The organism is Agrobacterium albertimagni AOL15 (assembly GCF_000300855.1).
Classification (GTDB): Bacteria; Pseudomonadota; Alphaproteobacteria; order Rhizobiales; family Rhizobiaceae; genus Allorhizobium; species Allorhizobium albertimagni.
Window position 1 is genome coordinate 383,691 of sequence record NZ_ALJF01000004.1, and the last position, 25,281, is coordinate 408,971.

General features: G+C 61.7%; 21 protein-coding genes and 1 pseudogene. 11 read left to right on the plus strand and 11 right to left on the minus strand.

Annotated features, from left to right (window positions below; genetic code table 11):
* The first annotated feature begins 7 nt into the window (after nucleotides 1–7).
* From QWE_RS06675 to QWE_RS26025, 9 genes and pseudogenes are all read left to right on the plus strand, one after another.
* On the plus strand, nucleotides 8–1,282 hold the full coding sequence (locus tag QWE_RS06675) for a CmpA/NrtA family ABC transporter substrate-binding protein (RefSeq protein ID WP_006725335.1): 1,275 nt from the start codon (nucleotides 8–10) through the stop codon (nucleotides 1,280–1,282).
* A gap of 343 nt (nucleotides 1,283–1,625) precedes the next feature.
* Nucleotides 1,626–2,924, plus strand: coding sequence for a CmpA/NrtA family ABC transporter substrate-binding protein (locus QWE_RS06680; protein ID WP_040299597.1), 1,299 nt, complete (start codon nucleotides 1,626–1,628; stop codon nucleotides 2,922–2,924).
* An 89-nt stretch (nucleotides 2,925–3,013) separates the two neighbouring features.
* Entirely contained in the window at nucleotides 3,014–3,910 is an 897-nt protein-coding gene (ntrB, locus tag QWE_RS06685) for a nitrate ABC transporter permease (RefSeq protein ID WP_006725337.1), read from the plus strand.
* A 13-nt stretch (nucleotides 3,911–3,923) separates the two neighbouring features.
* Nucleotides 3,924–4,721 (plus strand): ABC transporter ATP-binding protein, encoded by a 798-nt coding sequence (locus QWE_RS06690; RefSeq protein WP_006725338.1) that lies wholly within the window; start codon nucleotides 3,924–3,926, stop codon nucleotides 4,719–4,721.
* Nucleotides 4,722–4,726: 5 nt separating this feature from the next.
* Nucleotides 4,727–7,174 (plus strand): nitrite reductase large subunit NirB, encoded by a 2,448-nt coding sequence (gene nirB / locus QWE_RS06695; protein ID WP_006725339.1) that lies wholly within the window; start codon nucleotides 4,727–4,729, stop codon nucleotides 7,172–7,174.
* 140 nt (nucleotides 7,175–7,314) lie between these two features.
* The gene (nirD, locus tag QWE_RS06700) at nucleotides 7,315–7,644 is read left to right on the plus strand and encodes a nitrite reductase small subunit NirD (RefSeq protein ID WP_006725340.1); all 330 of its coding nucleotides are present in this window, start codon (nucleotides 7,315–7,317) and stop codon (nucleotides 7,642–7,644) included.
* Between the two features lie 4 nt (nucleotides 7,645–7,648).
* On the plus strand, nucleotides 7,649–10,297 hold the full coding sequence (locus QWE_RS06705; protein ID WP_006725341.1) for a nitrate reductase: 2,649 nt from the start codon (nucleotides 7,649–7,651) through the stop codon (nucleotides 10,295–10,297).
* Nucleotides 10,269–10,893, plus strand: a pseudogene (locus tag QWE_RS26020) (NAD(P)-dependent oxidoreductase); the annotation flags it as partial. The gene QWE_RS06705 and the pseudogene QWE_RS26020, both read left to right, overlap by 29 nt.
* A gap of 140 nt (nucleotides 10,894–11,033) precedes the next feature.
* Nucleotides 11,034–11,384, plus strand: coding sequence for an SAM-dependent methyltransferase (locus QWE_RS26025; RefSeq protein ID WP_420804545.1), 351 nt, complete (start codon nucleotides 11,034–11,036; stop codon nucleotides 11,382–11,384).
* Between the two features lie 105 nt (nucleotides 11,385–11,489).
* On the opposite strand, the gene QWE_RS06715 is transcribed toward QWE_RS26025, so the two are convergent.
* The 5 genes from QWE_RS06715 to QWE_RS06735 form a co-directional block, all read right to left on the minus strand.
* Nucleotides 11,490–12,491 (minus strand): NADP-dependent oxidoreductase, encoded by a 1,002-nt coding sequence (locus QWE_RS06715; protein ID WP_006725343.1) that lies wholly within the window; start codon nucleotides 12,489–12,491, stop codon nucleotides 11,490–11,492.
* Between the two features lie 31 nt (nucleotides 12,492–12,522).
* On the minus strand, nucleotides 12,523–13,386 hold the full coding sequence (locus QWE_RS06720; protein WP_006725344.1) for an alpha/beta fold hydrolase: 864 nt from the start codon (nucleotides 13,384–13,386) through the stop codon (nucleotides 12,523–12,525).
* A 49-nt stretch (nucleotides 13,387–13,435) separates the two neighbouring features.
* Complete coding sequence (locus QWE_RS06725; RefSeq protein ID WP_040299680.1) at nucleotides 13,436–14,260, minus strand: oxidoreductase; 825 nt, start codon at nucleotides 14,258–14,260, stop codon at nucleotides 13,436–13,438.
* A gap of 110 nt (nucleotides 14,261–14,370) precedes the next feature.
* A complete protein-coding gene (locus QWE_RS06730; RefSeq protein WP_006725346.1) occupies nucleotides 14,371–15,462 on the minus strand; it encodes an alkene reductase in 1,092 nt (363 codons plus the stop codon).
* Nucleotides 15,463–15,513: 51 nt separating this feature from the next.
* Complete coding sequence (locus QWE_RS06735; RefSeq protein ID WP_006725347.1) at nucleotides 15,514–16,302, minus strand: SDR family NAD(P)-dependent oxidoreductase; 789 nt, start codon at nucleotides 16,300–16,302, stop codon at nucleotides 15,514–15,516.
* A 111-nt stretch (nucleotides 16,303–16,413) separates the two neighbouring features.
* On the opposite strand from QWE_RS06735, the gene QWE_RS06740 reads away from it, so the two are divergent.
* Nucleotides 16,414–16,977, plus strand: coding sequence for a TetR/AcrR family transcriptional regulator (locus QWE_RS06740; protein ID WP_006725348.1), 564 nt, complete (start codon nucleotides 16,414–16,416; stop codon nucleotides 16,975–16,977).
* Between the two features lie 24 nt (nucleotides 16,978–17,001).
* Here QWE_RS06740 and QWE_RS06745 read toward each other — a convergent pair whose 3' ends face one another.
* The 6 genes from QWE_RS06745 to QWE_RS06770 all read right to left on the minus strand — a co-directional run bounded on the left by QWE_RS06745 (nucleotide 17,002) and on the right by QWE_RS06770 (nucleotide 23,856).
* A complete protein-coding gene (locus QWE_RS06745; protein WP_006725349.1) occupies nucleotides 17,002–17,892 on the minus strand; it encodes a dihydrodipicolinate synthase family protein in 891 nt (296 codons plus the stop codon).
* A gap of 25 nt (nucleotides 17,893–17,917) precedes the next feature.
* Entirely contained in the window at nucleotides 17,918–19,537 is a 1,620-nt protein-coding gene (locus QWE_RS06750; protein ID WP_006725350.1) for an ABC transporter ATP-binding protein, read from the minus strand.
* Nucleotides 19,530–20,396, minus strand: coding sequence for an ABC transporter permease (locus QWE_RS06755; RefSeq protein WP_052018089.1), 867 nt, complete (start codon nucleotides 20,394–20,396; stop codon nucleotides 19,530–19,532). The genes QWE_RS06750 and QWE_RS06755 overlap by 8 nt, the downstream gene beginning before the upstream one ends.
* Before the next feature lie 64 nt (nucleotides 20,397–20,460).
* The gene (locus QWE_RS06760) at nucleotides 20,461–21,375 is read right to left on the minus strand and encodes an ABC transporter permease (RefSeq protein ID WP_006725352.1); all 915 of its coding nucleotides are present in this window, start codon (nucleotides 21,373–21,375) and stop codon (nucleotides 20,461–20,463) included.
* Nucleotides 21,376–21,457: 82 nt separating this feature from the next.
* Nucleotides 21,458–22,957 (minus strand): ABC transporter substrate-binding protein, encoded by a 1,500-nt coding sequence (locus QWE_RS06765; protein ID WP_006725353.1) that lies wholly within the window; start codon nucleotides 22,955–22,957, stop codon nucleotides 21,458–21,460.
* A gap of 23 nt (nucleotides 22,958–22,980) precedes the next feature.
* Complete coding sequence (locus QWE_RS06770; protein ID WP_006725354.1) at nucleotides 22,981–23,856, minus strand: DMT family transporter; 876 nt, start codon at nucleotides 23,854–23,856, stop codon at nucleotides 22,981–22,983.
* 233 nt (nucleotides 23,857–24,089) lie between these two features.
* Between QWE_RS06770 and QWE_RS06775 the strand changes: the two genes are divergently transcribed.
* Nucleotides 24,090–25,280, plus strand: coding sequence for a sialidase family protein (locus tag QWE_RS06775; RefSeq protein WP_006725355.1), 1,191 nt, complete (start codon nucleotides 24,090–24,092; stop codon nucleotides 25,278–25,280).
* The last annotated feature ends 1 nt before the right edge of the window (nucleotide 25,281 follow it).

The window sequence follows — 25,281 nt, forward strand, 5'->3', positions numbered from 1 at the left end:
GAGCGACATGATGAGCAGGCAGCGAGACATCGACACGGGCGCTCCGGCGGTTCATGTGTCCGGGCGGGAGCAGCGTATCCTGCGCGCCGGCTTCATTCCGCTGATGGATGCATCGATCCTGATCGCGGCTGCGGAGATGGGATTTGCCGACAAGGAAGGACTGACACTCGACCTCGTGCGCGACGTCTCCTGGGCCAATGTCCGAGATCGCCTGGCTTTCCGGCAGTTCGACATCGCCCATATGCTGTCGCCCATGCCGGTCGCCTCGATGCTGGAGCTCGGCTCCAATCCCTCCCCGACCATCACCCCGTTTTCTCTCGGCCGTGGTGGCAATGCGATCACGCTTTCTTTGCGGCTGTTCGAACGGATGAAGGTGCGCGCCGATCTGGCAGAGGATGCGAGCGCGCTGCAGCTGGCAAGAGCGCTGGCGAGCGTATTGTATGACATGCGGCAGAACGGCGAACAGCCCCCTACCCTCGGCATGACCTATCCCTTCTCGTCACACAATTACGAGTTCCGCTACTGGCTGGCCGCTGGCGGCGTCGATCCGGATCGTGACGTGAAGCTCGTGGTTGTGCCGCCACCCCTCACCTCCGATGCGCTGGCGGCCGGAGCGATCGACGGCTTTTGTGTCGGCGCGCCCTGGAACATGGTTGCTTCCGAACGGGGTGTCGGTCGGATCGTCGCGGCCAAGCAGGATATCTGGCCCTCGGCGCCGGAGAAGGTGGTCGGCATGCGGCCGGATTGGGCGGAAGCCAATGCCGATACGGTCGGCCGGCTGATCGTGGCTCTCGACAAGGCCGCCCGCTGGTGCGACCAGCCTGACAATCATGATCATCTTTCCGAGATGCTGGCCTCCCCTCGCTACATCACCGCATCACGGGACATCATTCGCCGCGTCCTGGCCGGCGAGTTCAGCCTGGATGCGCAAGGCAATCGTCGACTGATCCGCGATTACTTCGTTTTCCATCGCCACGCGGCGAACTTTCCGCAGGTCAATCAGGCGCTCTGGATCTATAGCCAGATGATCCGCTGGGGGCAGGTCGATCACAGCGCCGACAATCTGAAGCGGGCGAAGAGCGCCTACCGCGCCGACCTCTATCGCGCAGCACTCGGATCCGGAGCCCAAATGCCAGACGATGCATCCCCTCTGCCAGGCAGTTCGGAAGATGACCGTTTCATGGATGGACGGATTTTCGACCCCAATCGAATGACCGACTATGTCTCTGGTTTCGAGGTCCGTTCCGGGGCGAAGCGGCCGCCAATGGCCACGGACGACTGATCGAATGCACGAAAGGGCGGCCTCAATTCTGGACACCCTTGTGCAGTTGCACAAATTTTGAACCCCGGTCATCCATTGTCTTGTACAGGCGTAGTCGTGGCCGCAGAGATTTTTCCAATTTGAATTCAGCAACTTGGGCCTTCCCATTGAAATTGGCACGGCCTTTGCTTCCTTGAAAAACATCCGGTCAACGGCGACCGGACGAAAGAGCGCCTGAAGCGCGCTCACCAGAGACACCGACGTCGCTTGGTTTGCACGCGGGATCCTTCGATCCCGCAGATGCAGTCACCGAGCGGCGTTTTTTGTTTTTCCGGATCTCCGTCACACCAGAGGGGCACAAAAAATGACGAAGACTACAGGAATGAGCACCACCCGCCGCCAGCTTCTGAAGCTCACATCGGCAGCTGCTGTCGTCAGTGCCGCAAAGCTGGCCTTTCCGTTCGGTGCCTTTGCGGCTGGCTCCGGGCCGGAGGTGAAGGGGGCGAAGCTCGGCTTCATCGCGCTGACCGATGCCGCACCGTTGGTGATCGCCCAGGAAAAGGGGCTGTTCGCGAAGTTCGGCCTGCCCGAGGTCGAAGTGCTGAAGCAGGCGTCCTGGGGTGCCACGCGCGACAATCTGGTGCTCGGCGGAGCCTCGAACGGCATCGACGGCGCTCATATCCTGACGCCGATGCCGTACCTGATCTCGGCCGGCAAGGTGACGCAGAACAATGTGCCGGTGCCGATGTCTATCCTCGCACGCCTCAACCTCGACAGCCAGGGCATTTCGGTCGCCAAGGAATATGCCGAGACCGGCGTCGGCCTCGACGCCTCCAAGCTGCGGGATGTCTTTGCCGCCAAGAAGGCGGCCGGCGGCGAGGTGAAGGTGGCCATGACCTTCCCGGGCGGCACACACGACCTTTGGCTTCGCTACTGGCTGGCCGCCGGCGGCATCGACCCGGACAAGGACGTGTCAACGATCGTCGTTCCGCCGCCGCAGATGGTCGCCAACATGAAGGTCGGCAACATGGATGCCTTCTGTGTGGGCGAGCCCTGGAACGAGCAGCTGGTCAACCAGGATATCGGCTTCACCGCCTGTACGACCGGCGAACTCTGGAAGGGGCATCCCGAAAAGGCGCTCGGCCTCCGGTCCGACTGGGTGGAACAGAACCCCATTGCCGCGAAGGCACTTCTCATGGCCGTGATGGAAGCCCAGATGTGGGCCGACAGCATGGAAAACAAGGACGAGATGTCCGACATCCTCGGCAAGCGGCAATGGTTCAACGTTCCGCCGAAGGACGTTGTGGGTCGCCTGAGAGGCACGATCAACTACGGCAACGGCCGGGTGGTCGAGAACTCCGGGCTTGAGATGAAGTTCTGGAAGGATCATGCCTCCTACCCCTTCAAGAGCCACGATGCCTGGTTCCTCACCGAGAACGTCCGCTGGGGCAAATTCGCACCCGACACCGACATCAAGGCCCTCGTCGACAAGGTGAACCGCGAGGACATCTGGCGCGAGGCCGCCAAGGACCTCGGCGTCGCGGCTGCCGACATTCCGTCCTCCGCCTCGCGCGGCCCGGAAACCTTCTTCGACGGCAAGGTCTTCGATCCGGACAATCCGCAGGCCTACCTCGACAGTCTCGCCATCAAGGCGAGCGCCTGACGCGCGCCATTTCCGAAGACCCTGCAGTAGTCGCTGGGCCTTCGGAGGCAAGAACAACTCCCATTCGACACGCGCAGAGGAAAAACCCCATGACCGCAACCGCCCGAAAAGCAGAGACAGAGGCGATCGCCGTCTCCCCGGACCGGACCGGAACCGTCGTTCACCTGGCCAGGCGCGCGACGCCGAAAATCGATCTGAAGCGGGCCGGCGCCGATGTCTTGCGCAATGTACTGCCGCCGCTCGTGGTCACGCTGGTGCTTCTCGCCATCTGGCAGATCGCCTGTTCGCAGCCCGGTGCGACATTGCCGTCGCCATCTCAGGTCTGGTCCGACAGTTACGATCTGATTGCCTATCCATTTTTCGAATACGGCTCGCAGGATATCGGGCTTGCCTGGCGGGTCCTGACATCGCTGGAACGTGTCGCCATAGGCTTTGGCCTTGCCGCCGTTGTCGGCGTCTTTCTCGGTGCCGTCGTCGGGCAGTCCATCTGGGCCATGCGGGGTCTTGATCCGATCTTCCAGATCCTGCGCACCGTACCACCGCTCGCCTGGCTGCCGCTTTCGCTTGCGGCCTTTCAGGACAGCAACCCGTCGGCCATCTTCGTCATCTTCATCACCTCGATCTGGCCTGTCATCATCAACACCGCGGTCGGCGTGCGCAACATTCCTGACGACTATCGCAACATCGCCCGCGTGTTGCGCCTCAATCCGCTGGAATTCTTCGTGCGGATCATGGTGCCGGCTGCAGCGCCATACATCTTCACCGGTCTCAGGATCGGCGTCGGGCTCTCGTGGCTTGCGATCGTCGCCGCCGAAATGCTTACAGGCGGCGTCGGTATCGGCTTCTTCATCTGGGATGCGTGGAATTCCTCGCGCCTGTCCGACATCATCGTGGCGCTCGTCTATATCGGCGTGACCGGCTTTGTCCTCGACAAGCTCGTCGCCCTGCTCGGCAGCGTCGTTACCCGTGGCACAGCTAAGAACTGAGGGAGACGCCATCATGTCCAGCTATCTGAGAATAGACCACATCGACAAAAGTTTCGAACGCGGCGGGGTGCGCACGGAGGTTCTCAAAGACATCACGCTCACCATCGACAAGGGCGAGTTCGTCTCGATCATCGGCCATTCCGGCTGCGGAAAGTCGACGCTGCTGAACCTCATTGCCGGGCTGACGCGGGTGAGTGCAGGTGCGGTTCTCCTTGAAAACCTGGAGGTCAACGCGCCGGGGCCAGACCGTGCCGTGGTCTTCCAAAACCATTCTCTGTTGCCCTGGCTCACCGTCTACGAGAACGTCGATCTGGCTGTTTCGAAGGTGTTTTCCGGTCGCAAGACGAAGGCCGAAAAGCACGACTGGGTCATGCACAATCTCGATCTGGTGCAGATGGCACATGCCAAGGACAAGCGCCCGGCCGAAATCTCCGGGGGCATGAAACAGCGTGTCGGCATTGCCCGCGCCCTGTCGATGGAACCCAAGGTGCTGCTGCTCGACGAGCCCTTCGGTGCGCTCGACGCGCTCACACGCGCGCATCTGCAAGACGCCGTCATGGAGATCCATGGCCGGCTCGGCAATACGATGATCATGATCACGCATGATGTCGATGAGGCGGTGCTGTTGTCCGACCGGATCGTGATGATGACAAACGGACCGGCCGCCCGGATCGGCGAGATCCTCGAGGTGCCGATTGCGCGCCCCCGCAACCGGATCGAGCTCGCTTCCGACCGGACCTATCTCAAGTGCCGCGAGGCCGTGTTGAAATTCCTCTACGAGCGCCATCGCTTCGTGGAAGCTGCGGAGTGACATCAATGGCAGAGAAACTGGTTATCATCGGCAATGGCATGGCGCCCGGCCGCATGCTGGAAGAACTGTTCGAAAGGGCCCCTGGCCTCTACGACGTGACGATCTTCAATGCCGAGCCGCGGGTCAATTACGACCGTATCATGCTCTCACCGGTGCTGTCGGGCGAGAAGGCCTATGAGGACATCGTCATCCACGATGACGCCTGGTATGCGGCGCATGGCGTGACGCTGCACAAGGGCGCCAAGGTCACCGAGATCGACCGGCAGGCAAAGACGGTGACCTCGGCAAACGGGATCACTGTCTCCTATGACAAGCTGGTCATAGCGACGGGATCTCTGCCTTTCATCATCCCGGTCCCCGGCCATCAATTGCCCGGCGTCCTTGCCTATCGCGATCTCGACGATGTCGAGAAGATGCTGGAGATCGCCAAGGGCAAGGGTCGGGCAATCGTCATCGGCGCTGGTCTGCTGGGGCTGGAAGCGGCCTATGGCATGAAGCGTCAGGGCATGGAGGTGACCGTCATCCACCTGATGCCGACGATCATGGAGCGCCAGCTCGATCCGGCTGCCGCCTATCTCCTCGAAAAGGCGCTCGCGGAGCGCGGCATCGAGATCATCACCAAGGCAAATACGAAACAGATCCTCGGAAGCAACAGGGTAGAAGGGATCGAACTCGAAGACGGCAGGGTGATATCCGGCGACATGGTGATCATGGCGGTCGGCATCCGTCCGGCGTCCCATCTTGCCAAGGATGCGGGGCTCGCGGTCAACAGGGGCATTGTGGTCGATGACAGCATGATGACCTCGGATGCCTCGATCTACTCAATCGGGGAATGCGCCGAACATCGCGGCGTCTGCTACGGCCTCGTCGCGCCGCTTTACGAAAGCGCCCGCGTTCTCGCGGATCGCCTAATAGGCGGAAATGCCGAGTATCAGGGTTCGGTGGTCAACACGAAGCTCAAGGTCACCGGTATCAACCTGTTTTCGGCCGGCGACTTCGCCGAGGCGCCCGACCGCGAGGAAATCGTGCTGCGCGATGCCTCGGCCGGCGTCTACAAGCGTCTCGTTCTGAAGGACAACCGGATCATTGGTGCCGTTCTCTACGGCGAAACCTCCGACGGTTCCTGGTTCTTCGATCTGCTGAAGAAGCAGACCGATATTTCCGCCATGCGGGAGACACTGATTTTTGGCCAGTCCTACCAGGGAGGGTCTCCGCTGGACCCTATGGCGGCCGTTGCAGCCTTGCCGGATGATGCGGAAATCTGCGGCTGCAACGGCGTTTGCAAGGGCAAGATCACAGGCGCCATCACGGGCAAGGGTCTGACGACGCTGGACGGCGTCAGGGCGCATACCAAGGCATCCGCCTCCTGCGGCAACTGCACGGGTCTCGTCGAGCAGCTCATGGCGCTCACCCTTGGGGATGCGTACAACCCCGCCGCCGTCACGCCGATGTGCACCTGCACCGAGCTTGGCCATGACGACGTGCGCCGTCTGATCAAGGCCAAGGGATTGAAAACGATCCCGGCCGTGATGCAGGAGCTGGAATGGAAAACCTCCTGCGGCTGCGCCAAATGTCGCCCGGCGCTGAACTACTATCTCGTCTGCGATTGGCCGGATGAATATGCCGACGACTATCAGTCGCGCTTCATCAATGAGCGCGTGCACGCCAATATCCAGAAGGACGGCACCTATTCCGTCGTGCCGCGCATGTGGGGCGGCGTGACCAATTCTGCCGAGCTGCGCGCGATTGCCGATGTCGTCGATAAGTTTGAGATCCCGATGGTGAAGGTGACCGGCGGCCAGCGCATCGACCTGCTCGGCATCGAGAAGGAAGACCTGCCCGCCGTCTGGGCCGATCTCGGCAGGGCCGGCTTTGTCTCCGGCCAGGCCTATGCCAAGGGCCTCAGAACCGTGAAAACCTGCGTCGGGTCGGACTGGTGCCGCTTCGGCACGCAGGATTCGACAGGCCTCGGTATTCGTCTCGAGAAGTTCATGTGGGGCTCCTGGACGCCGGCCAAGCTCAAGCTCGCCGTCTCGGGGTGTCCGCGCAACTGCGCGGAGGCGACCTGCAAGGATATCGGCGTGATCTGTGTCGACTCCGGTTTCGAGATCCACTTCGCAGGCGCTGCCGGCCTCGACATCAAGGGCACCGATATCCTGGGTCAAGTGAAGACCGGGGACGAAGCACTCGAGCATATCGTGGCGCTCACCCAGATGTATCGCGAGCAGGGGCGCTATCTCGAGCGGATCTACAAATGGGCGAAACGCATCGGCCATGACGAGATCCGCCGCCAGATCATGGAGGACCATGACAAGCGCCGCGCCTATTACGAGCGCTTCGTGTTCTCCCAGAAGTTCGCCCAGGTCGACCCGTGGTCGGAGCGTGTCTCCGGCAAGGACAAACACGAGTTCGAGCCCATGGCAACCGTAGGATTTTCGGCGGCAGCAGAGTGAGCAACTCTCCCTAGAGGGAGAGGTCGTGCGGAACGCGTGGGTTGGGGGGCCATGATTGCACCTCATCCCCCACCCCGGACATTCGGTCCGACCCTCCCTCTCAAGGGGAGGGTGAATGTGGAACAACAAGGAGCTTATCCATGAACTGGGTCGCCATCGGCACGATCAATGATATCCCCCTGCGCGGTGCCCGTTGCGTGAAGACCCCACAGGGCAAGATCGGCGTGTTTCGCACTGCCGAGAATGAGGTTTATGCCATCGAGGACCATTGCCCCCACAAGGGTGGTCCCCTGACGCAAGGCATCGTGCACGGCGCTTCCGTGACCTGCCCTTTGCACAACTGGGTCATTTCGCTCGAAACCGGCAAGGCGCTCGGAGCCGACGAAGGCGCGGTTCGCACCATTCCGATCCGCAATATCGATGGCCAGCTATCGATCGCGCTCGAGAGCATCCTCGTGGCGGCGGAGTAAACCCATGGCCTGCGAAAACCGCACCACCTGCCCCTATTGCGGCGTCGGCTGTGGTGTCATCGCAAGCGTCGATGACGCGGGTACCGTTACCGTAAGGGGCGATCCCGAGCATCCGGCGAACTTCGGCAGATTGTGTTCCAAGGGGTCGGCTCTGGCCGAGACGCTTGACCTTGATGGACGCTTGCTCTTCCCCCAGATCAATGGCCAGCGTTCAAGCTGGGATGCGGCCTTGGATCTGGTCGCCGAGCGCTTCAGCGACACGATCGCGGAACATGGGCCGGACTCGGTCGCCTTCTACGTCTCCGGCCAGTTGCTGACCGAGGACTATTATGTTGCCAACAAGCTGATGAAGGGTTTCATCGGTTCCGGCAACATAGACACGAATTCCAGGCTCTGCATGGCATCCTCGGTGGCGGGACACCGCCGCGCCTTCGGCTCAGATACGGTGCCGGGAACCTACGCGGATCTCGAACTCGCCGATCTCGTGGTTCTCGTCGGTTCAAACCTCGCCTGGTGCCACCCGGTGCTTTACCAGCGCATCGCCGCTGCCAAGGCGTCCCGGCCGACGATGAAGGTCGTCGTGGTCGATCCGCGCCGGACCGCGACTTCAGACATTGCCGATCTCCATCTTGCGGTGCGTCCGGACGGAGATGTCGCCCTGTTCAATGGGCTGCTTGCGCATCTTGCCGAGACCAACCGGATCGACGAAGCCTTTGTCGGGTCGCATACTTCAGGGCTCGCGGAGGCGCTGATCGCCGCATCGCCTCTGTCGATGGCTGCGCTTTCGGAGGCGACCGGCCTCTCAGGACTGTCGATCCGGCAGTTCTTCTGGCTGTTCGCAGACACGGAACGTGTCGTCACCTGCTACAGCCAGGGGGTCAATCAATCGGCCTCCGGCACCGACAAGGTGAACGCGATCATCAACTGCCATCTCGCGACAGGCCGGATCGGGCGGTCGGGCATGGGGCCCTTCTCCTTAACCGGCCAGCCGAACGCGATGGGCGGCCGCGAAGTCGGCGGCCTCGCCAACATGCTTGCGGCCCATATGGCAATCGAGAATGCGGATGACAGGGACCGCGTGCAGCGCTTCTGGAAATCGCCGCGGATTGCCGATCGTCCAGGGCTTAAGGCCGTGGACATGTTCGATGCCGTGGCAGACGGTCGGATCAAGGCGCTCTGGATCATGTCGACCAACCCCGTGGTCTCCATGCCGGACGCCGACAAGGTGAAGGCCGCCATCGACGCCTGTCCCTTTGTCGTGGTCTCGGACATGCAGGGAGATACGGACACGGGGCGTCTGGCGCATGTCCTTCTGCCGGCGACGGGATGGGGCGAGAAATCCGGCACGGTGACCAATTCCGAGCGGCGCGTCTCCCGGCAGCGAGCGTTTCTCTCCGGACCTGGCGAGGCAAGGCCGGACTGGTGGCACATCACCGAAGTCGCGCGACGGATCGGGTTTGCAAGCGCATTCGACTTTGCCTCGCCGGCCGATATCTTCGCGGAGCACGCGGCTCTCTCCGCCTTTGAAAATGACGGATCAAGAGATTTCGACATCGGTGCCTTTGCTGCGATCGACGAGGATCAGTATGACGATCTTCGACCATTTCATTGGCCCCGACCGGCAACCGGAGAGATGTCGGACCGGTTCTTCAGCGACGGTCGCTTCTATCATCCCGATGGCAAGGCGCGTTTCATCCCGGTGGCAACGGTGCCGGTCTCAGAGCAAGCCGGTTTCATCCTCAACACCGGGCGGGTGCGCGACCATTGGCACACCATGACCCGCACCGGCAAAAGTGCGCGGCTTTCCGCTCACATGGCGGAACCCTATTGCGAAATCCATCTGCTCGACGCCGCCGACCATGGGGTCGGGCATGCCGACCTTGTTCGTATCACGGGCCAGAGCGGAGGAGAGGTCATCGTCCGGGCCTTGCTCAGCGATCGGCAGGCGCGCGGATCGCTCTTCCTTCCGATGCATTGGAGCGACGAGACCGCCTCGGCAGCCCGCGTCGATACCCTGGTGCCGTCGCTCACCGATCCGGTTTCCGGGCAGCCGGCCCTCAAGCAGGCGCGTGTTTCGCTTGAACGCTACTCGGCAGGCTTCCACGCATTCCTGGTGACGCGCAACAGGCCGTCCGACCTGCCGTTTTCCTATTGGGCCACGGCAAAGACTGAAGGCGGCTATCGACTGGAGCTCGCCGGAGACGAACCGGATGGCGGCTTTGGGGCGTGGCTTTCGAGAAGCCTCGAACTTGGCGCAGATGTCGACATGGTCGCCTATGCCGACTCGACGTCGGGTGACAGTCGTATCCTTGCCTTCGACGACACCAATCTCCTGGCCGCCATTTTCGTCTCCCGAGCGCCTGTTGCGGTTTCCCGGCAATGGGCTGTCGACCAGTTGAATGTCGATCATGGCGACCGTCTCGCGCGCTGCAGGCTGGTTGCGGGGCGCCCCGAAACGAACAGACCCGATCGCGGCGCCATCGTCTGCGCCTGTTTCTCGGTTGGCGTCAATGACATACGCCGTGCCGTCGATCACGGCTGCCGATCCGTCGAGGCCATCGGCGAGGCGCTGGCCGCCGGCACCAATTGCGGCTCGTGCCGCCCGGAAATCAGGAGGATCCTCGATGCGCAACCGCTCCTCGCCGCAGAGTGATCCCGCCGCTCGGATCGAGCCGCTCGCCAAGCTGCCGCTGTTCTTCGACCTCCAGGGCAAGAGAGGGCTCGTGGCTGGCGGATCGGACGCTGCGGCCTGGAAGGCGGAGCTTCTGGCTGCCTGCGGTGCAAGGGTCGAGATCTTCGCAGCCGCCGGCACAGTCGGCGACGAGATGGCAGAACTGGCACACGCGGAGAAGGTCACGATCCATGATACGCCATGGCATATCGGCATCTTCGCCGGGGCTGCCTTGGCGATCGCCGACTGCGACACCGATGACGAGGCGCGTGCCTTTGCCTGTGCCGCGCGCGCAGCCGGCGTGCCTTTCAATGTCATCGACAAACCGGCCTTTTGCCAATTTCAGTTCGGATCGATCGTCAATCGCTCACCGGTGATCCTGGCGATCTCCACGGACGGTGCCGCTCCGATCCTCGCCCAGGCCATTCGCAGACGCGTGGAGACGCTCCTGCCAACCTCTCTCAAGGGCTGGGCTGCATTGGCACAGGGTCTACGAGACACGGTCAACCTGCATCTCGCACCCGGGCCGCGGCGTCGGGCCTTCTGGGAGCGCTTCGTCGATCGCTGCTTCTCGTCGACACGTCCGCCCGGTGAGACCGATCGGCAGGCGGTGGTATCGGACATGGAGCAGCTCTGCCATATGGCCGAATCCGGCTCGGTGGCCCTGGTCGGCTCTGGGCCTGGAGATGCCGAAATGCTGACGCTCAAAGCGGTCCGGATGCTGCAGGCAGCCGACATCATCCTGTTCGATGAAAGCGTCTCGCGGGATGTACTCGAACTCGCACGGCGCGAGGCGAAGAGGATGCTGATCAGTACCGTCGTCGCGCGGGAGACACCTGGCGGTGCGGCGAGCCTCCGCGACGCGATCATCGGCATGGCCCGTTCTGGAAAGCGTGTGGTGCTTCTGCGGTCGGACTACACCGTCACGTCCGAGCAGGCAGCGATTGAACTCAGCGCCCTGACGCGGCGAGGCGTCCGATGCGACCTGGTTCCTGGGATCGCTGCGGTCTCTGCGCTCTCTGGTGAAGTTCCGTCGGGGGAGATGCGGATCTCTAGTTACGGGCCCTGACCGCACGGAAGCTTTCACGAACTCTCGATCTGAGAGCGCCAACATGAGCCGTTGTGAGGTGAGTTCACACGACCGAGGACTTACCTACCGCAGGTGAACCGCTCGTTATGAAACGGCAACCACGACTTTTCCCTTGGCCCGCCCGGTCTCGACATAGGCCAAGGCATCCGGTGTCTGCGCAAAGGGAAACACCTTGTCGACGACCGGACGAATGGCGCCGGCGTCGATCAGCTTGGCGATTTCGCGCAGTTGCTGGCCTTCCGCACGCATGAAGAGGAAGGAATAATCGACGCCCCGGCTCTTTGCCTTCTTCAGAATACCACGGCTCAACATCTTCATCACGAAGCGGAAGAAGAGGTTCAGCTTCAGCGACTTGGCGAACGGGACGTCCGGCGGACCGGAGATCGAGATGAGCTTTCCGCCTGGTTTCAGCACATTCACCGACTTTGCCAGTGTCTTGGCATCCTGGCTGTTCAGCACCAAGTCGTATCCGGACAGCACCTGTTCGAAATCCTGCGTCCTGTAGTCGATCACGACATCCGCCCTGAGACTTTTGACGAGTTCGGCATTCGCCGCGCTCGTGGTCGTGGCGACGGTTGCGCCGAGATGTTTGGCGAGCTGGATGGCGAAGGTGCCGACACCGCCGGAACCGGCCTGGATGAAGACCTTCTGCCCGGGCTTGACCTTGCCCACCTCGACGAGCGCCTGCCAGGCGGTCAGCCCCACCAGCGGGATCGAGGCTGCCTCTTCCATCGAGAGGCTTGTCGGCTTCAGAGCGAGGTCTGCGGCATCGACTGCAATCATCTCTGCAAAAGTGCCGACCCTGTTATCGCGTGGGCGAGCGTAGACCTCGTCGCCTGCCTTGAACTGCTGGACATTGGCACCGACGCTGACGACCGTTCCGGCCAGATCGTGACCGAGAATGAAGGGCGGGCGATAGGGCAGGAACAGCTTGAATTCACCGTCACGAACCTTGGAATCGAGGAGGTTGATCGCGGTAGCCTCGATGCGGACCAGCACATCATTGGCACCGATGACCGGATCCGGCATCTCGGCCAGGCGGAGCGGGCCATGCTTCTTGTATTTGTCGACGACGAAGGCTTTCACGGGTCTTCTCCAGTGTGAAACGAGTATCAGGTCAGGCAGCCAGAAAAGCCAGGGCTTTCGGCACGAAGTCGGAATGGTATTGGAAGATCCCGCCATGGCCGGCATCCTCGTAGATCACCAGCTCGGCATTCGGGATGCGCCGAGCCATATCGCGGCTGTTGGATGTCGGCACCATGATGTCATTGTCGCCGTTCGCAACGAGAGTGGGAACACGGATCTGCCCCAGGTCCTGCGGCGCCTGACGCCCCCATGCCTTGATCGCGCTGAGCTGGCGTAGGAACGCCCGGGGTGTCGGCTCCCTGTCACGATCGAGCTGACGCTCTTTCAGGCGCGTCAGAAAATCCTTTGCTGCCCGACGGCCATTGGGTGACGAGGTGAAGAACAGGTAGGTCTTCGGGTCGCGCAGCGTCAGCATTCCCTTCAAGATCAGCGGCCATGAGACAGCGCCAACCTGTGCAATGCCTTCTCCACCTGCGGGACCCGTCCCTGTCAGGATCAGCTTGCGTACCAGGCCGGGGGCTTTCAGCACGATGTCCTGCGCGACGAAGCCGCCTAGCGAAAAGCCCATCAGATCGACCGTAGCAAAGCCCAGTTTTTCGATCACGGAGATCATGTCGCGGGCCATTTCACCGATCGTCAGCGGGGCCATCCCTTCGGAAAGGCCGATGCCCTGATAGTCCAGTGCGATGATGTGATGAGAGACTGAAAGACCATCGACAATGCGCGGATCGAAATTGTCGAGAACCGCGCCCCAGTGGTTGAGCAGAACCAGCGGGACCCCGCTACGTGGACCAAGCTCCCGATAGGCAAAGCGGATCTTGCCCACCGTGACGAACTGGTTGGGAGCGTAGCGATACTGGTTTGGCGAGGTCTTCTTTGCGGATGAGTGGGTCACGATGGTTCTGCCTTGCCCGTCCACGGGCCGATCGGTGAATGAAAAAATCTCAGGCGATGTTGAACTGCTTGCGCAAGATACGATCGAACAGTGCGCGCGGCAGGAATCGCCGCGCAAAGGCAGTCTGTCGGGCTTCCTTGCCGGAGGGATAGCGCAGCCGCGGCTTCCTGGCCTCGGCCGCAGCAACAATGGTCGCCGCGACATCATCTGCCGTGTCCCCGCTGGCCATGGCTGCAGCGAACGCGGACTGATACCGAGCGAAAGTCTGGCTATAGGCTGCCACCGGACGATCGCCTTGTGGTGAGTTGATTTCGATGGAGGTCTTCGTGGCCCATGGCTCGATCACCGCAACCCGGATGCCGAACGACCGCACTTCGTGATCAAGGGATTCGGAGTAGCCTTCGATCGCGTGTTTGCTCGCCGCGTAGTGTGCGCCGAAGGGACCGGGGATGAGCCCGACGACCGAGCCGATGTTCAAGATCCGTCCATGGCCCTGCCGGCGCATGATCGGCAGGACCTCGTTCGTCACCCGGACGACGCCCAGATAGTTGGTGTCGAACAGCGCACCGACCTGCTCGATCGAGCTTTCTTCGGCGGCCCCGGAGATGGCGTAGCCGGCATTGTTGACGAGGAGATCGATGCGGCCGAGTTCTGCATGGGCGAGCGCCACGGCAGCAGAAACGGAAGCGTCCGACGTGACGTCGCAGGCAATCATGCGAATACCATCGCGGATCTCACCGGGTGCCGCCTTGCGGCTGGTGCCGATCACCCGGTAGCCTGCCCGGCTGAGTGCCAATGCGGCCGCTTTGCCGATGCCGCTTGAGGCGCCGGTCACGAATGCAGTTTTCTGGCCTTTGGATGCAGAGGTTGCCATGGCTTTGGTCTCGATCTGGCGCACGACACAGGGCGCGCTGCCTTTGATTTTCAGGGGATTGATGATAACTGGGCTATCGTGGGCCGCACCGAGGCACAGCCCCTGTTGGCTCAACGGCTGGAAGTGTCGGCAAAGCGCGGATAGTCGGTGTAACCCGCAGCACCACCGCCATAGAGCGTCGCCGGGTTCATCTCGGCGAGCGGGGCGCCGCTCTGCAGCCGTTCCACGAGATCCGGATTGGCGATGAACGGACGCCCGAAGGCGATCAGATCGGCCTTGCCATCGGCCAGATGCGATGTCGCAAGCTCCAGACCATAGCCATTGTTCGCGATATAGGTTTTGCTGAAGCGGCGGCGCAGCGATGCATAGTCGAAGGGAGCGACGTCACGCGGACCGCCGGTGGCACCTTCGACGACGTGAATATAGGCGATGCCGAGCGCCTCGAGCTGATCGACGATGTAGTCGTACTGTGCCTGGGGATCGCTCGCCGAAATGCCGTTGGCGGGCGAGACCGGCGATAGCCGGATGCCGGTGCGCTCAGCACCAATCTCCTCCGCCACCGCAGCGGTGACTTCGAGCATCAGGCGGGCGCGGTTTTCGACGGAGCCACCATAGGCATCCGTCCGAACATTGGCGCCGTCCTTTGCGAACTGCTCCAGCAGATAGCCGTTGGCACCGTGAACCTCCACGCCATCGAAACCGGCCGCAATGGCATTGGCGGCTGCCTGACGGAAGTCGTTGACGATGCCCGGAAGCTCGTCCAGCTCAAGCGCACGTGGCTCGGAAACGTCAGCGAAACCGTTGTTCACGAAGGTCTTGGTCGCGGCACGGATTGCTGAGGGTGCGACCGGTGCGTCACCGCCGAGAAGATCGACATGGCTGACGCGCCCGACATGCCATAGCTGAACGAAGATCCGTCCGCCCTTCTCGTGCACGGCGGCGGTCACCTTCCGCCAGCCGTCGATCTGAGCCTCAGTATAGATGCCGGGCGTGTCCTGGTATCCCTGGGCCTGCTTTGAGACCTGAGTTGCTTCGGTGATGATGAGTCCGGCGCTCGCGCGCTGGGCGTAGTATTCCGCAGCGAGTTCACTCGGCACGAGGCCCTCAGCCGCGCGGTTACGTGTGAGCGGCGCCATGACGACCCGGTTTGCAAGGGTGATGCGGCCGAGGGCATAGGGTTCGAAAAGCGTATTGTTGGTCATGATATACCTATTTGTGTTCTCTGCTGTGACGGATCGCCGAACCGGTGAAGCTCAGGCGATTGTGCGATAGCGTTCGGCGGGGAGCGCGTTGACGAGATTACCGAGCATGGCCTTGCGTGCGCCATCGAAGGCGTCCCACTGGCCGGCATCGGGAAGCGGCGGGATGGTGACCGGCTCGCGGCGGTCGAAGCCGACCAGAGCCGCGTCGACCAGATCGCCCACTTCCATGACATTGCTCATGGCATTGACGTCGGCGCCGACATGATCCCAGATCTCGGTGCGGGTCGTGGCCGGAAGCACGGCCTGGATATAGACGCCCTTCGGCCCGAGTTCGTGTGCCAGCCCCTGCGACAGGAAGAGTACGAAGGCCTTCGTCGCGCCGTAGACCGTCATGCCGAATTCAGGCGCGATGCCCACCACCGAACCGATATTGACGATCGCGCCCTCGCCGGCCTTGGCAAGACGCGGTGCAATGGCGCTAGCAAGCCGGACGAGCGCGGTTGCGTTGAGGGCGACGAGCTTGGTCATGTCATCGACATTCTGGTCGATGAAGCTTCCACCGATCGCCGTTCCGGCATTGTTGACGAGAACGCCGATGCGCGCATCGTCACGCAACCGGGTCTCGACCTTGGCGAGATCTTCAGCCTTGGTGAGATCTGCCGGGAGAATATCGACCTTGACGCCGGTTTCCTGACGCAGACGCTTCGCAAGCGTCTCCATACGCACCACGTCGCGGGCAACCAGCACGAGGTCATGGCCGCGCCGCGCGAAGCGTTCGGCATAGGTCGCACCAATGCCCGTGGAGGCTCCGGTAATCAGGACTGCGGAATTTTGGCTCATCGGATTGCTCTTTTCTATCATCGGCTCTATATTCATGATCATCATCATGATTGGATTTAAATATGATGGTCATCATGTAAATGTCAACGGGTGTTGCGGAGAATTTTGAAAATGAAGGTCAGCCGAGAACAGATGGCGGAGAACCGTCGCCGGATCCTGGACGTCGCCAGCCGGTTGTTTAAGGACAAGGGGTTCGATGCGGTGAGCGTCGCGGAGGTGATGAAAGCAGCCGGCATGACCCATGGCGGCTTCTATGGACACTTCAGCTCAAAGGACGATCTTGTGGCGCAGACGCTGGCGCATGCGCTGGCAGGGGACAGCTTCGGAGACGGCGAGTTCAGCGATTTCGTCCGCTCTTATCTGGCGCCTCGTCATCGGGATAATCCCGGCAACGGATGCCCGACCGCAGGGCTGGCCGCCGCCATTCGCCACCAGACTCCGGCCGCAAAGGCCGCGATGACCGAAGGACTGCGCGCCCAGATCTCACGGATCGAGCAGGCGCTTCCGGAGCAAGGGTCAGCCGACAGGCGCCGTGCGGCAGTCGGAAGCTGGGCAGCCATGGTCGGGGCCGTCATCCTCGCCAGAGCTGTCGACGATCCGGAATTGTCTGACGAGGTTCTGGAGCAGACACGCGACTGGATCGACAGCAATGCCGGCACGACGAAGACGGCGTAATAGTCGCGTCAACGCGTGTGCCGATCAGCCTTTGCCAAAAATGCCATAGCGGGTGAGGATTTCGCCGATCTTCGCATCTTGCTCCGGATCCGGCAGAAGTGCCGGCTGGCGGCTGGCACCGACAGAGGCGTCCTGCAGGTAGAGCGCCCGCTTGACCATGGCTGGCGCAAAGCCGAGCGCATAGAGATCGGTGCGGAACGCCGTGAAGATCGCCTGCTGGCGCTCGGCTTCCGCGATATCGCCGCTGTTGTAACCCTTGAGAATACCGGCGAGCACATCCGGCAGCGCATTGCCGAGACCGGAGATACAGCCAGCCGCGCCGTTTTGCAGGGCCCAGAGCACCAAATGGTCGGGCCCGGAATAGACGTCGAAGGCGGGCATGTCGCGAGACACCGCAAGATAGGCTTCCAGCGTCTCCTTTGCACCACCCGAATCCTTGATGCCGGCGATGTTGCCATGGGACGCGAGCTTGCGCGCCGTTTCCGGCTCGATGTGGTTCTGGGTCCGGGCGGGGATGTCGTAGAGATAGATCGGCGTCTTCACCGCATCGGCCACCGTCGAGAAATGCCTGACAAGGCCATCCTGGGTGCAGGCGATGAAGAAGGGCGTGATGACGGCAATCGCAGTCACACCAATCCGGTCGAACTCCTTCGCGAGCTTGATCGTCTCGAAGGTCGCCGGCATGCCGGCATTGACGATCACGTCGACCTTGCCGCCGACTTCATCGACCACGGCTTCTGCGAGCTTCACCTTTTCCTCGAAGGTGAGCGCGGTGAAGTCGCCATTGGTGCCGGCGCACATGATGTTGTTGCCGGCCGCCACCTGACGGCGCACCTGTGCGCGGGTGGCATCGTAATTGATCGTCTCGTCCTCGTTGAAGCAGGTGACGAGCGCGACGAAGGCCTTTTTCGACATCAGTATTCTCCGGTAATTAAAAGGTTCAGGAGGCGCGGCTTAGGCGAGCGGCGCGGGTTTGCGCCTGCACATCCGGGTCGGGATCGAGCCCTGCTGCGAGCAGTGCCTGGGTGTATGCTTGCTTCGGCGTCTCGAAGATCTCGCGCACTGTGCCGAGTTCGACCACCTCGCCCTTCTGCATGACCATGACATGGTCGGCGAAGTCGCGCACGACCGGCAGGTCATGGGCGATGAAGATGAAGGCAATGCCCATTTCGCGGCGCAGCTTGTCGAGAAGCGCGATGACCTGCGCCTGGACCGAGACATCGAGGGCAGAAACGGCTTCGTCGCAGATGATGAGCTGCGGCTCCAGCGCGAGCGCTCGGGCAATCGCGATGCGCTGTCGCTGCCCGCCGGAGAACTGGTGCGGATAGCGCCCCATATGCTCAGGCCCCAAGCCCACCTGGGTCAGAAGCTCTGCGACACGCTCCCGCCATTTGGACTTCGGCAGGATGTCCGGATGGATAACCCAGGCCTCCGAGATCAGCTGGTAGACGGTCATGCGCGGATTGAGCGACTGGGTCGGATCCTGAAAGACCATCTGCAGATCGCGGCGGAGCTTGTAGAGCTCGGCCGGAGACAAGGTGAAAAGGTCCCTGCCCTTCCACAGCGCCGAGCCGGAATCCGGCTCGTCGAGCCTCAACAGGATGCGGGCGAGAGTCGATTTTCCCGAACCGCTTTCGCCGACGACGGCAAGCGTTTCGCCGGCCAGCAAGTCGAAGGAAACACCTTTCAAGGCTGCGAAGGCGCCATAGTTCTTGTGAACGTCTCGGACGCTCAAAACCGGTTCGGCGCCTTTCAGCGGCTCATGCATCGCGCCCTTGCCGGGGGCTGCTGCAATCAGCTTCTTCGTGTAGGGATGCTGCGGGTTCTTGTAGACCTCGCGCACGGTGCCGGCCTCGACGAGAACGCCCTTTTCCATCACCACGACACGGTCCGCGATCTCGGCTACGACGCCGAGATCATGCGTGATGATGAGAACCGCCATGCCGGTCTCGCGCTGCAACTCCTTGAGAAGCGCCAACACTTCGGCCTGCACGGTGACATCGAGCGCTGTCGTCGGCTCATCCGCGATCAGGAGATCGGGACGGAGGGCGAGCGCCATTGCGATCATGACGCGCTGGCGCTGACCGCCGGAAAACTCGTGCGGATATTTTTCGAGGGCGTTTTCGGGGTCGGGAATGCCGACACGCCCGAGAAGGCGTAGCGACTCGGCCTGCGCCTTGGTTGCATCCGTGCCATGCGTTGTCAGGGCCTCGCGGATCTGCCAGCCGACGGTGTAAACCGGATTGAGATGGCTGAGCGGATCCTGGAAGATCATGGCAATGCGGCGACCGTTGATCTCACGACGCTGCGACAGCGGCATTGTCAGCAGGTCGACACCGTCGAGCAGGATCTCGCCCGAGGAGATGCGTCCCGGCGGCATGTCGATCAGGTTCATGATCGCCGAAGACGAGACAGACTTGCCCGAGCCACTTTCGCCGAGGATTGCCAGCGTCTCACCGCGGTCGAGATGATAGGACATGTTGCGCACGGCCTTCACCACGCCGACCGCCGTATGAAACTCCACGGAGAGATTGCGGACTTCGAGAAGATGGTCAGCCATTCTTGGCCCCTTTCATTTCCAGACGCCAGCGCTGCACCGGATCGAGCGCAATCCGCAACCAGTTGGACAGAAGGTTCAGCGACATCGTTGTGAGGATGATCGCGAGTCCCGGCCAGAACGAGAGCCACCAGGCGTTGGTCAGATATTGCCGCCCCTGGCTGATCATCAGGCCCCAGGTGATCTCCGGCGGCTGGATGCCTATGCCAAGGAAGGACAAGGCACTTTCGGCCAGCATGACATAGGCGAAGTCGAGGGTGGCGAGCGTGGTCAAGGTGGGCAAGACCACAGGCAGGATATGCCGGAAGACAATGCGTTTGCTGGAAGCGCCCATGACGCGCGCCGCCTGGACGAACATTCGTTCGCGGATCTCGAGCACCTCGGCCCGCGTGGTGCGCAGATAGACCGGGATGCGGGTAATCGCGAGCACCATCATCAGATTGAAGATCGAGGAGCCGAGGATGTAAAGCACGATGACCGCGATCAGCAGCGACGGAAAGGACATGATCACGTCGGCGAGCCGCATGATGATCTGGCTGACCCGCGGAGAAGAGAAGCCGGCGATCAGGCCGAGAACCGTTCCGATGACAGCCGAAATCAGCACGGCGCCGGCCGCGACCATCACCGTGTTTTGCGTGGCGACGATGATGCGGGCCAGCAACGGCCGACCAAGCGCATCCGCGCCCATCCACCAGACCCAGGCCCTCTCGAAATCGAAGGGTGCTGCATTTCGGCCGCGCAGGTTTTGCTTCGTCGCGAGGTCCCCGAGCCAGCTCGGGCCAAGGATGGCCATCGCCAGGATGACGAGGAGAAAGATCGCGGCGCAAAGCGCGAACTTGTCGGCCAGCAGCATGCGAAACATGCGCTTGAGGAAGGGAGGCTCGTCGATGATGACAGCGGCGTCGATGGACAAGGACCTCTCCTCCTCAGTTCCGGATGCGCGGATCGAGAAGCGCATAGGCGAGATCGATCAACAGGTTCATGAGAAAGATGGCGAGTGCCGTGACCAGGATCGCGGCCAGCACGACATTGAAGTCACGCTGCAGGATGGAATCGATCATCAGCTTGCCGACACCCGGAAAGCCGAAAATGGTCTCGATGATGACGGCACCGTTCAAGAGGCTCGCGGCCTGGTCGCCGATCACGGTGATCACAGGCAGCATGGCGTTGCGCAACGCATGGATGAAGATGATGGGGGTCGACTTCACGCCCTTGGCACGCGCGGTCTTCACATAGGCCGATGAAAGCGCCGTGATCATGGAGCCGCGCACCACCTGGACGATGATGCCGAAGGGACGGACGAATAGCACCGATATCGGCAGGATCCAGTGCCATATCGTGCCAGTGCCCGAAGTCGGCAACCAGGCAAGGTTCACAGCGAACACGACAATGGCGACGATCGCCAGCCAGAAATCCGGGACGGACGCTCCCACAAGCGAGACGATGGACGAGAACCGGTCGAAGAAGCCCCCGGCCCGGAAAGCGGCGAGCGAGCCGACCACGATGGCAGCAGCGGTCACCAAGCTCATAGTGATAACCGCGAGCCATAGCGTCCAGACGAAGGCTTCGAGCACCACGTCGAGTGCCGGACGCGCCTTGCGCAGGGAATCCCCGAGATCACCGGTGACGACATCGCCCATATAGCGGCCGAACTGCACCAGCAGTGGATCGTTCAGACCATGCAGTTCCCGAAACTGGTTCTTCATCTCCTCTGAAGCCTCGACCGGCAGGAACAGGGCAGCCGGATCGCCGGTCAACCGTGAGAGGAAGAAGACCATGACCACAAGCCCGATCAGCGAGATCAGACTGGCCACGGCGCGTTTTCGGATGAAGCTCAGCATGGCGTCCTCGGAGAAAACGGTGCGGCGGGATCATCCCGCCGCATGACTTGCCTTGAAATGGACGGCGCGTGCCGCCCGGCGATTACTTGATCTTGATCTCGGAGAGCTGGAGCATGGAATTCGTCGCCATCGTCGGCTTGAAATCCAGTCGCTCGGAAACACGCGAGAAGCCGACCATGTGGAAGAGAAGCACATCTGCGACGACTTCGTCATGCAGATAGGCGATCAGTTCCGACCAGAGCTTGGCACGCTCATCGCCGACGGCAGCCGAAGCGCGCGTGATCAGGTCGTCCACCTTGGGGTCGGAGAAGCCCGACTGGGTGCCTTCGGTCGCATATTTGAAGAACATCGAGAAGGAAGGATCACCCTTGGAATTGTCGTGCATCGCAGCGACGATCTGGGGGCCACGACCTTCAGCGAAGGGCTTCGAATAATACTGCTCGTGCTCGGCCACTTCGACGAACTTCAGCTCGATGTTGAAGCCGACTTCCTGCAGCTGCTGCTGGATCGCTTCCATGATTTCGGTGACGTTCGGGAAGTTTGCCGAACGGGCGACGACGGTGATCGGGGTATCGACCTTTACGCCATCTGCCTTGGCCTCCTCGAGCAGCTTCTTGGCCGCGTCGGGATCATAGGCCGGCACCTTGACATCCGGATTCCAGCCGAGTGTCGGTGGTGGCACGATGGCCGTGGCGAGCAGTGCGCTGTCCGGCAGAAGGGTACCGAGGAAGGCTTCGCGATCAACGGCGAGGTTGAGCGCCCGACGCACGCGAACGTCGTTCAACGGCTCGATATTGTGGTCGATACGCAGATAGACGGTTTCGCTGTCGAGATAGGAGAAGTCAGTCGCCGGATTGGTGGCCTCCACCTGCGAGATCGAGGGCGACAGATCTGCTTCGCCCGCCTGCACCATGGCCGCACGGACCGCAGGATCTGCGCGGAACAGATATGTGGCTTCCGTCACCTCAGGCTTCTCACCCCAGTAGTCGTCGCGACCCGTCAAAACGATCTGCTGTCCCGGCGTCCAGTTGGTGAGCTTGTAGGGACCGGTTCCAACAGGCTCGCGAACGAATTCGAGAGGCGTCTCCTCGGGAACGATCGTGACGAGCGACAGAAGCAGAGGCAGGATCGGCTGGACCGGCTCGGCCTTGAAATCGACGGTGAAGTCATCGACGATGGTCGGCGTGACCGTCATACCGCCGAAATAACGCCGCGACTCGCAGGTGATCGTGTCGCTCATCATGCGGTCGAAGCTGTGCTTGACATCCTTCGCATCGAAGGCGCTGCCGTCGGAGAAGGTGACGCCCTGGCGCAGATGGAAGCGCCAGCTGCCGTCGGCATTCTGCTCCCACTTCTCGGCGAGGCGCGGCTGCACGCCGGTGCCGCCGCGAACATCAAGTTCGGTCAGCGTTTCGCTGACATTTTCCATGATGATGCGGCCGATATTCGAGCGCGTCGCCATGCAGGGCTCGAGCAGATCGGCCTCTTCGGCGAGCACGACCTTGATCGGGCCGGACCCGGCATAGGCCGGCGACAGGGACGTGCCCATGGCAAGGGCACACAACAATGCAGTCTTTCTCATTTCCATTCTCCTCCCAGATGAATTCAGTTTGAAGCTTTCACGCCTCGCGAGCGCGCAGCGATAAGTGCTGCAAGGCAGATCAGAACAGCGCCGACCATTGTCGTCAGAGCGATGGTTTCATTGAACAGGGCAAAACCGCCGACCGCCACGAGTGGCAATCGCAGGAAATCGGCCGGCGCGACGATGCTTGCAGGGGCAAGCGACATGGCATGCGTCATCAGCCCCATGCAGCTTGTGCCGACCACCCCCTGAACCGCGAGCAGAACCAACTCCCGGTTTCCCGGCATGGCGAAGAAGGGCACGGCGAGCACCAACGAGATCGGCACGGTCAAAAGAAGGTTCCAGACCACCAGGGTCGAGGTCGCATCGCCGCGCGACATCGACTTCAGGATCAACTGGATCGCAGCTTGCAGAAGCGCACCCGCGAAAGCGAGCCCGATCGCGAGCGTGAAACCAGAAGGCGATGGCCCGACAATGACCATGGCCCCGCAAAAGCCAGCCACGACGGCAAACAGCATCGAAAGGCCAGGCCGTTCCCCGAGAAGAACTGCGGCGCCAAGCACGACAAAGATTGGCGACATGAAGGCGATGGCCGTGACGTCCGCAAGCGGCCCCATGCTGAAGGCCGCAAAGAAGGCCACCATTGCGAAAAGCTTGAACAGCGCCCGGATGCCGTGCTGACCAAGCGTATGCGTGGATTGCAGCACCTTTGGCCGCAGAACAACGATGGGCAAGAGCACGATGGCACCGAACAAGGCGCGAAAAAAGGCGATCACGAAGGGATGCACGGCACCATCCAGAGCACGCACGATGACGGCATCGGATGCAGCCAGTGCTGCCGCTCCGACTGCAAAGAGCACTGCGGCGGGAACCCGCTCGCCTTTCTCTACTGCATGCATGCCATCCTCCCGGACCGACCTCCACGTCGGCATGTTTAAAAACATCCAACTTCCCAGCATGTTTGTCAAATGATTTCCCAATGTAAAATGTTTGATGCCGAAAGGTGTGAATTTAAAGCAATCTTTTCAGGTGTTTGATAGAATCATTCGGCCAACATCCAGCGACTTACAACATAAACAAACTTGACAACTTTGGAAAAATGGCGAACTTCGGAGGGCAAGAGGAGCATTCCATGACACCTGATGACATTGCCCGGCAGATGACCGGCATACTCACGACGTCGGATTCCGATCGGACCGAGGCCTATCTTCCGTCGCCTATGGTGCAGAACCACGCATCCTTCCTGCACAGACAGGCAGACGGAAGTCTGATCTGCGCGTGGTTTGGCGGATCACTCGAAGGAAAGTCGGACATTTCGATCTACGCGTCAGTGCTCGTAGCCGGTCAAAACGCCTGGGGCGCGCCGCAGCGGCTGAGTTCCGATCCTGATCATTCCGAGCAGAACCCCGTGCTGTTTCAGGCACCCGACGGGCGGCTGCTTCTGTTCCACACGTCGCAACCCTCTGGCAATCAGGACGAGTGCCGGATCCGCATGTCCGAAATCAGCGTCGACGCGGAGGACCCGACGCGCTTGAGGGCGACCGAAGGCCGCTATCTCGACCTGCCCCGCGGCAGCTTCGTACGGGCCCCGGTCGCGATCCGCGCCGACGGGACCTGGCTCTTGCCGATCTTCCGATGCATCCCGCGCCCCGGCCAGAAGTGGAACGGCAGCCACGACACCGCCGCCATTGGCATCAGCGAAGACGGCGGCGCGACCTGGCGACTGGAAGAGCTCAGCCAATCGATTGGCTGCGTGCACATGTCCCCCGTCGCTCTGGGCGACACGACGATGGCCGCATTTTTCCGACGTCGCCAGGCGGATTTCGTCTACCGGACGGAGAGCCATGATGCTGGCAGGACCTGGAGCGCGCCCGCACCGACCGATCTGCCCAACAACAATTCCTCCATCGCGGCCATCGCCTTGGACGACGGGCGTGTTGCAATCATCTGCAATCCCGTCAACGCTGCGGCCTCCTTGGACCGTCGCACCTCCCTCTACGACGAACTCGGTGAGGAAGACGACAGGCCGGAGGCGGACCCGACCGGGGGCTGCGCCCCTATCTGGGGAGTGCCGCGAGCTCCTGTGACGGTTTGCATCTCTAGCGATGGCGGTTTGACATTCCCGCAGCGGATCCAGATCGAGGATGGCCCGGGAACCTGCTTGTCCAACGATTCCACCGATGGACGAAACAAGGAAATGTCCTATCCCTGGCTGCTGGCAGATCAGGATGGATCGCTCCATATCGCCTACACCTATCACCGACGCGCGATCAAATATGTCCGGCTCGCCCCCGGCTGGGATCGTACCGGAAACGGAGACTGAC

Bases quoted from the DNA above. Each gene is read 5' to 3' on its own strand.
- QWE_RS06755 (WP_052018089.1), bottom strand. From the start codon at position 20,396: ATGTTTCGCATGCTGCTGGCCGACAAGTTCGCGCTTTGCGCCGCGATC.
- nirD (WP_006725340.1), top strand. From the start codon at position 7,315: ATGAACTGGGTCGCCATCGGCACGATCAATGATATCCCCCTGCGCGGT.
- QWE_RS26025 (WP_420804545.1), top strand. From the start codon at position 11,034: ATGCTGCAGGCAGCCGACATCATCCTGTTCGATGAAAGCGTCTCGCGG.
- QWE_RS06775 (WP_006725355.1), top strand. From the start codon at position 24,090: ATGACACCTGATGACATTGCCCGGCAGATGACCGGCATACTCACGACG.
- QWE_RS06675 (WP_006725335.1), top strand. From the start codon at position 8: ATGATGAGCAGGCAGCGAGACATCGACACGGGCGCTCCGGCGGTTCAT.
- QWE_RS06680 (WP_040299597.1), top strand. From the start codon at position 1,626: ATGACGAAGACTACAGGAATGAGCACCACCCGCCGCCAGCTTCTGAAG.
- QWE_RS06730 (WP_006725346.1), bottom strand. From the start codon at position 15,462: ATGACCAACAATACGCTTTTCGAACCCTATGCCCTCGGCCGCATCACC.
- QWE_RS06760 (WP_006725352.1), bottom strand. From the start codon at position 21,375: ATGCTGAGCTTCATCCGAAAACGCGCCGTGGCCAGTCTGATCTCGCTG.
- ntrB (WP_006725337.1), top strand. From the start codon at position 3,014: ATGACCGCAACCGCCCGAAAAGCAGAGACAGAGGCGATCGCCGTCTCC.
- QWE_RS06770 (WP_006725354.1), bottom strand. From the start codon at position 23,856: ATGCATGCAGTAGAGAAAGGCGAGCGGGTTCCCGCCGCAGTGCTCTTT.
- QWE_RS06690 (WP_006725338.1), top strand. From the start codon at position 3,924: ATGTCCAGCTATCTGAGAATAGACCACATCGACAAAAGTTTCGAACGC.
- nirB (WP_006725339.1), top strand. From the start codon at position 4,727: ATGGCAGAGAAACTGGTTATCATCGGCAATGGCATGGCGCCCGGCCGC.
- QWE_RS06735 (WP_006725347.1), bottom strand. From the start codon at position 16,302: ATGAGCCAAAATTCCGCAGTCCTGATTACCGGAGCCTCCACGGGCATT.
- QWE_RS06705 (WP_006725341.1), top strand. From the start codon at position 7,649: ATGGCCTGCGAAAACCGCACCACCTGCCCCTATTGCGGCGTCGGCTGT.
- QWE_RS06745 (WP_006725349.1), bottom strand. From the start codon at position 17,892: ATGTCGAAAAAGGCCTTCGTCGCGCTCGTCACCTGCTTCAACGAGGAC.
- QWE_RS06725 (WP_040299680.1), bottom strand. From the start codon at position 14,260: ATGGCAACCTCTGCATCCAAAGGCCAGAAAACTGCATTCGTGACCGGC.
- QWE_RS06740 (WP_006725348.1), top strand. From the start codon at position 16,414: ATGAAGGTCAGCCGAGAACAGATGGCGGAGAACCGTCGCCGGATCCTG.
- QWE_RS06750 (WP_006725350.1), bottom strand. From the start codon at position 19,537: ATGGCTGACCATCTTCTCGAAGTCCGCAATCTCTCCGTGGAGTTTCAT.
- QWE_RS06765 (WP_006725353.1), bottom strand. From the start codon at position 22,957: ATGAGAAAGACTGCATTGTTGTGTGCCCTTGCCATGGGCACGTCCCTG.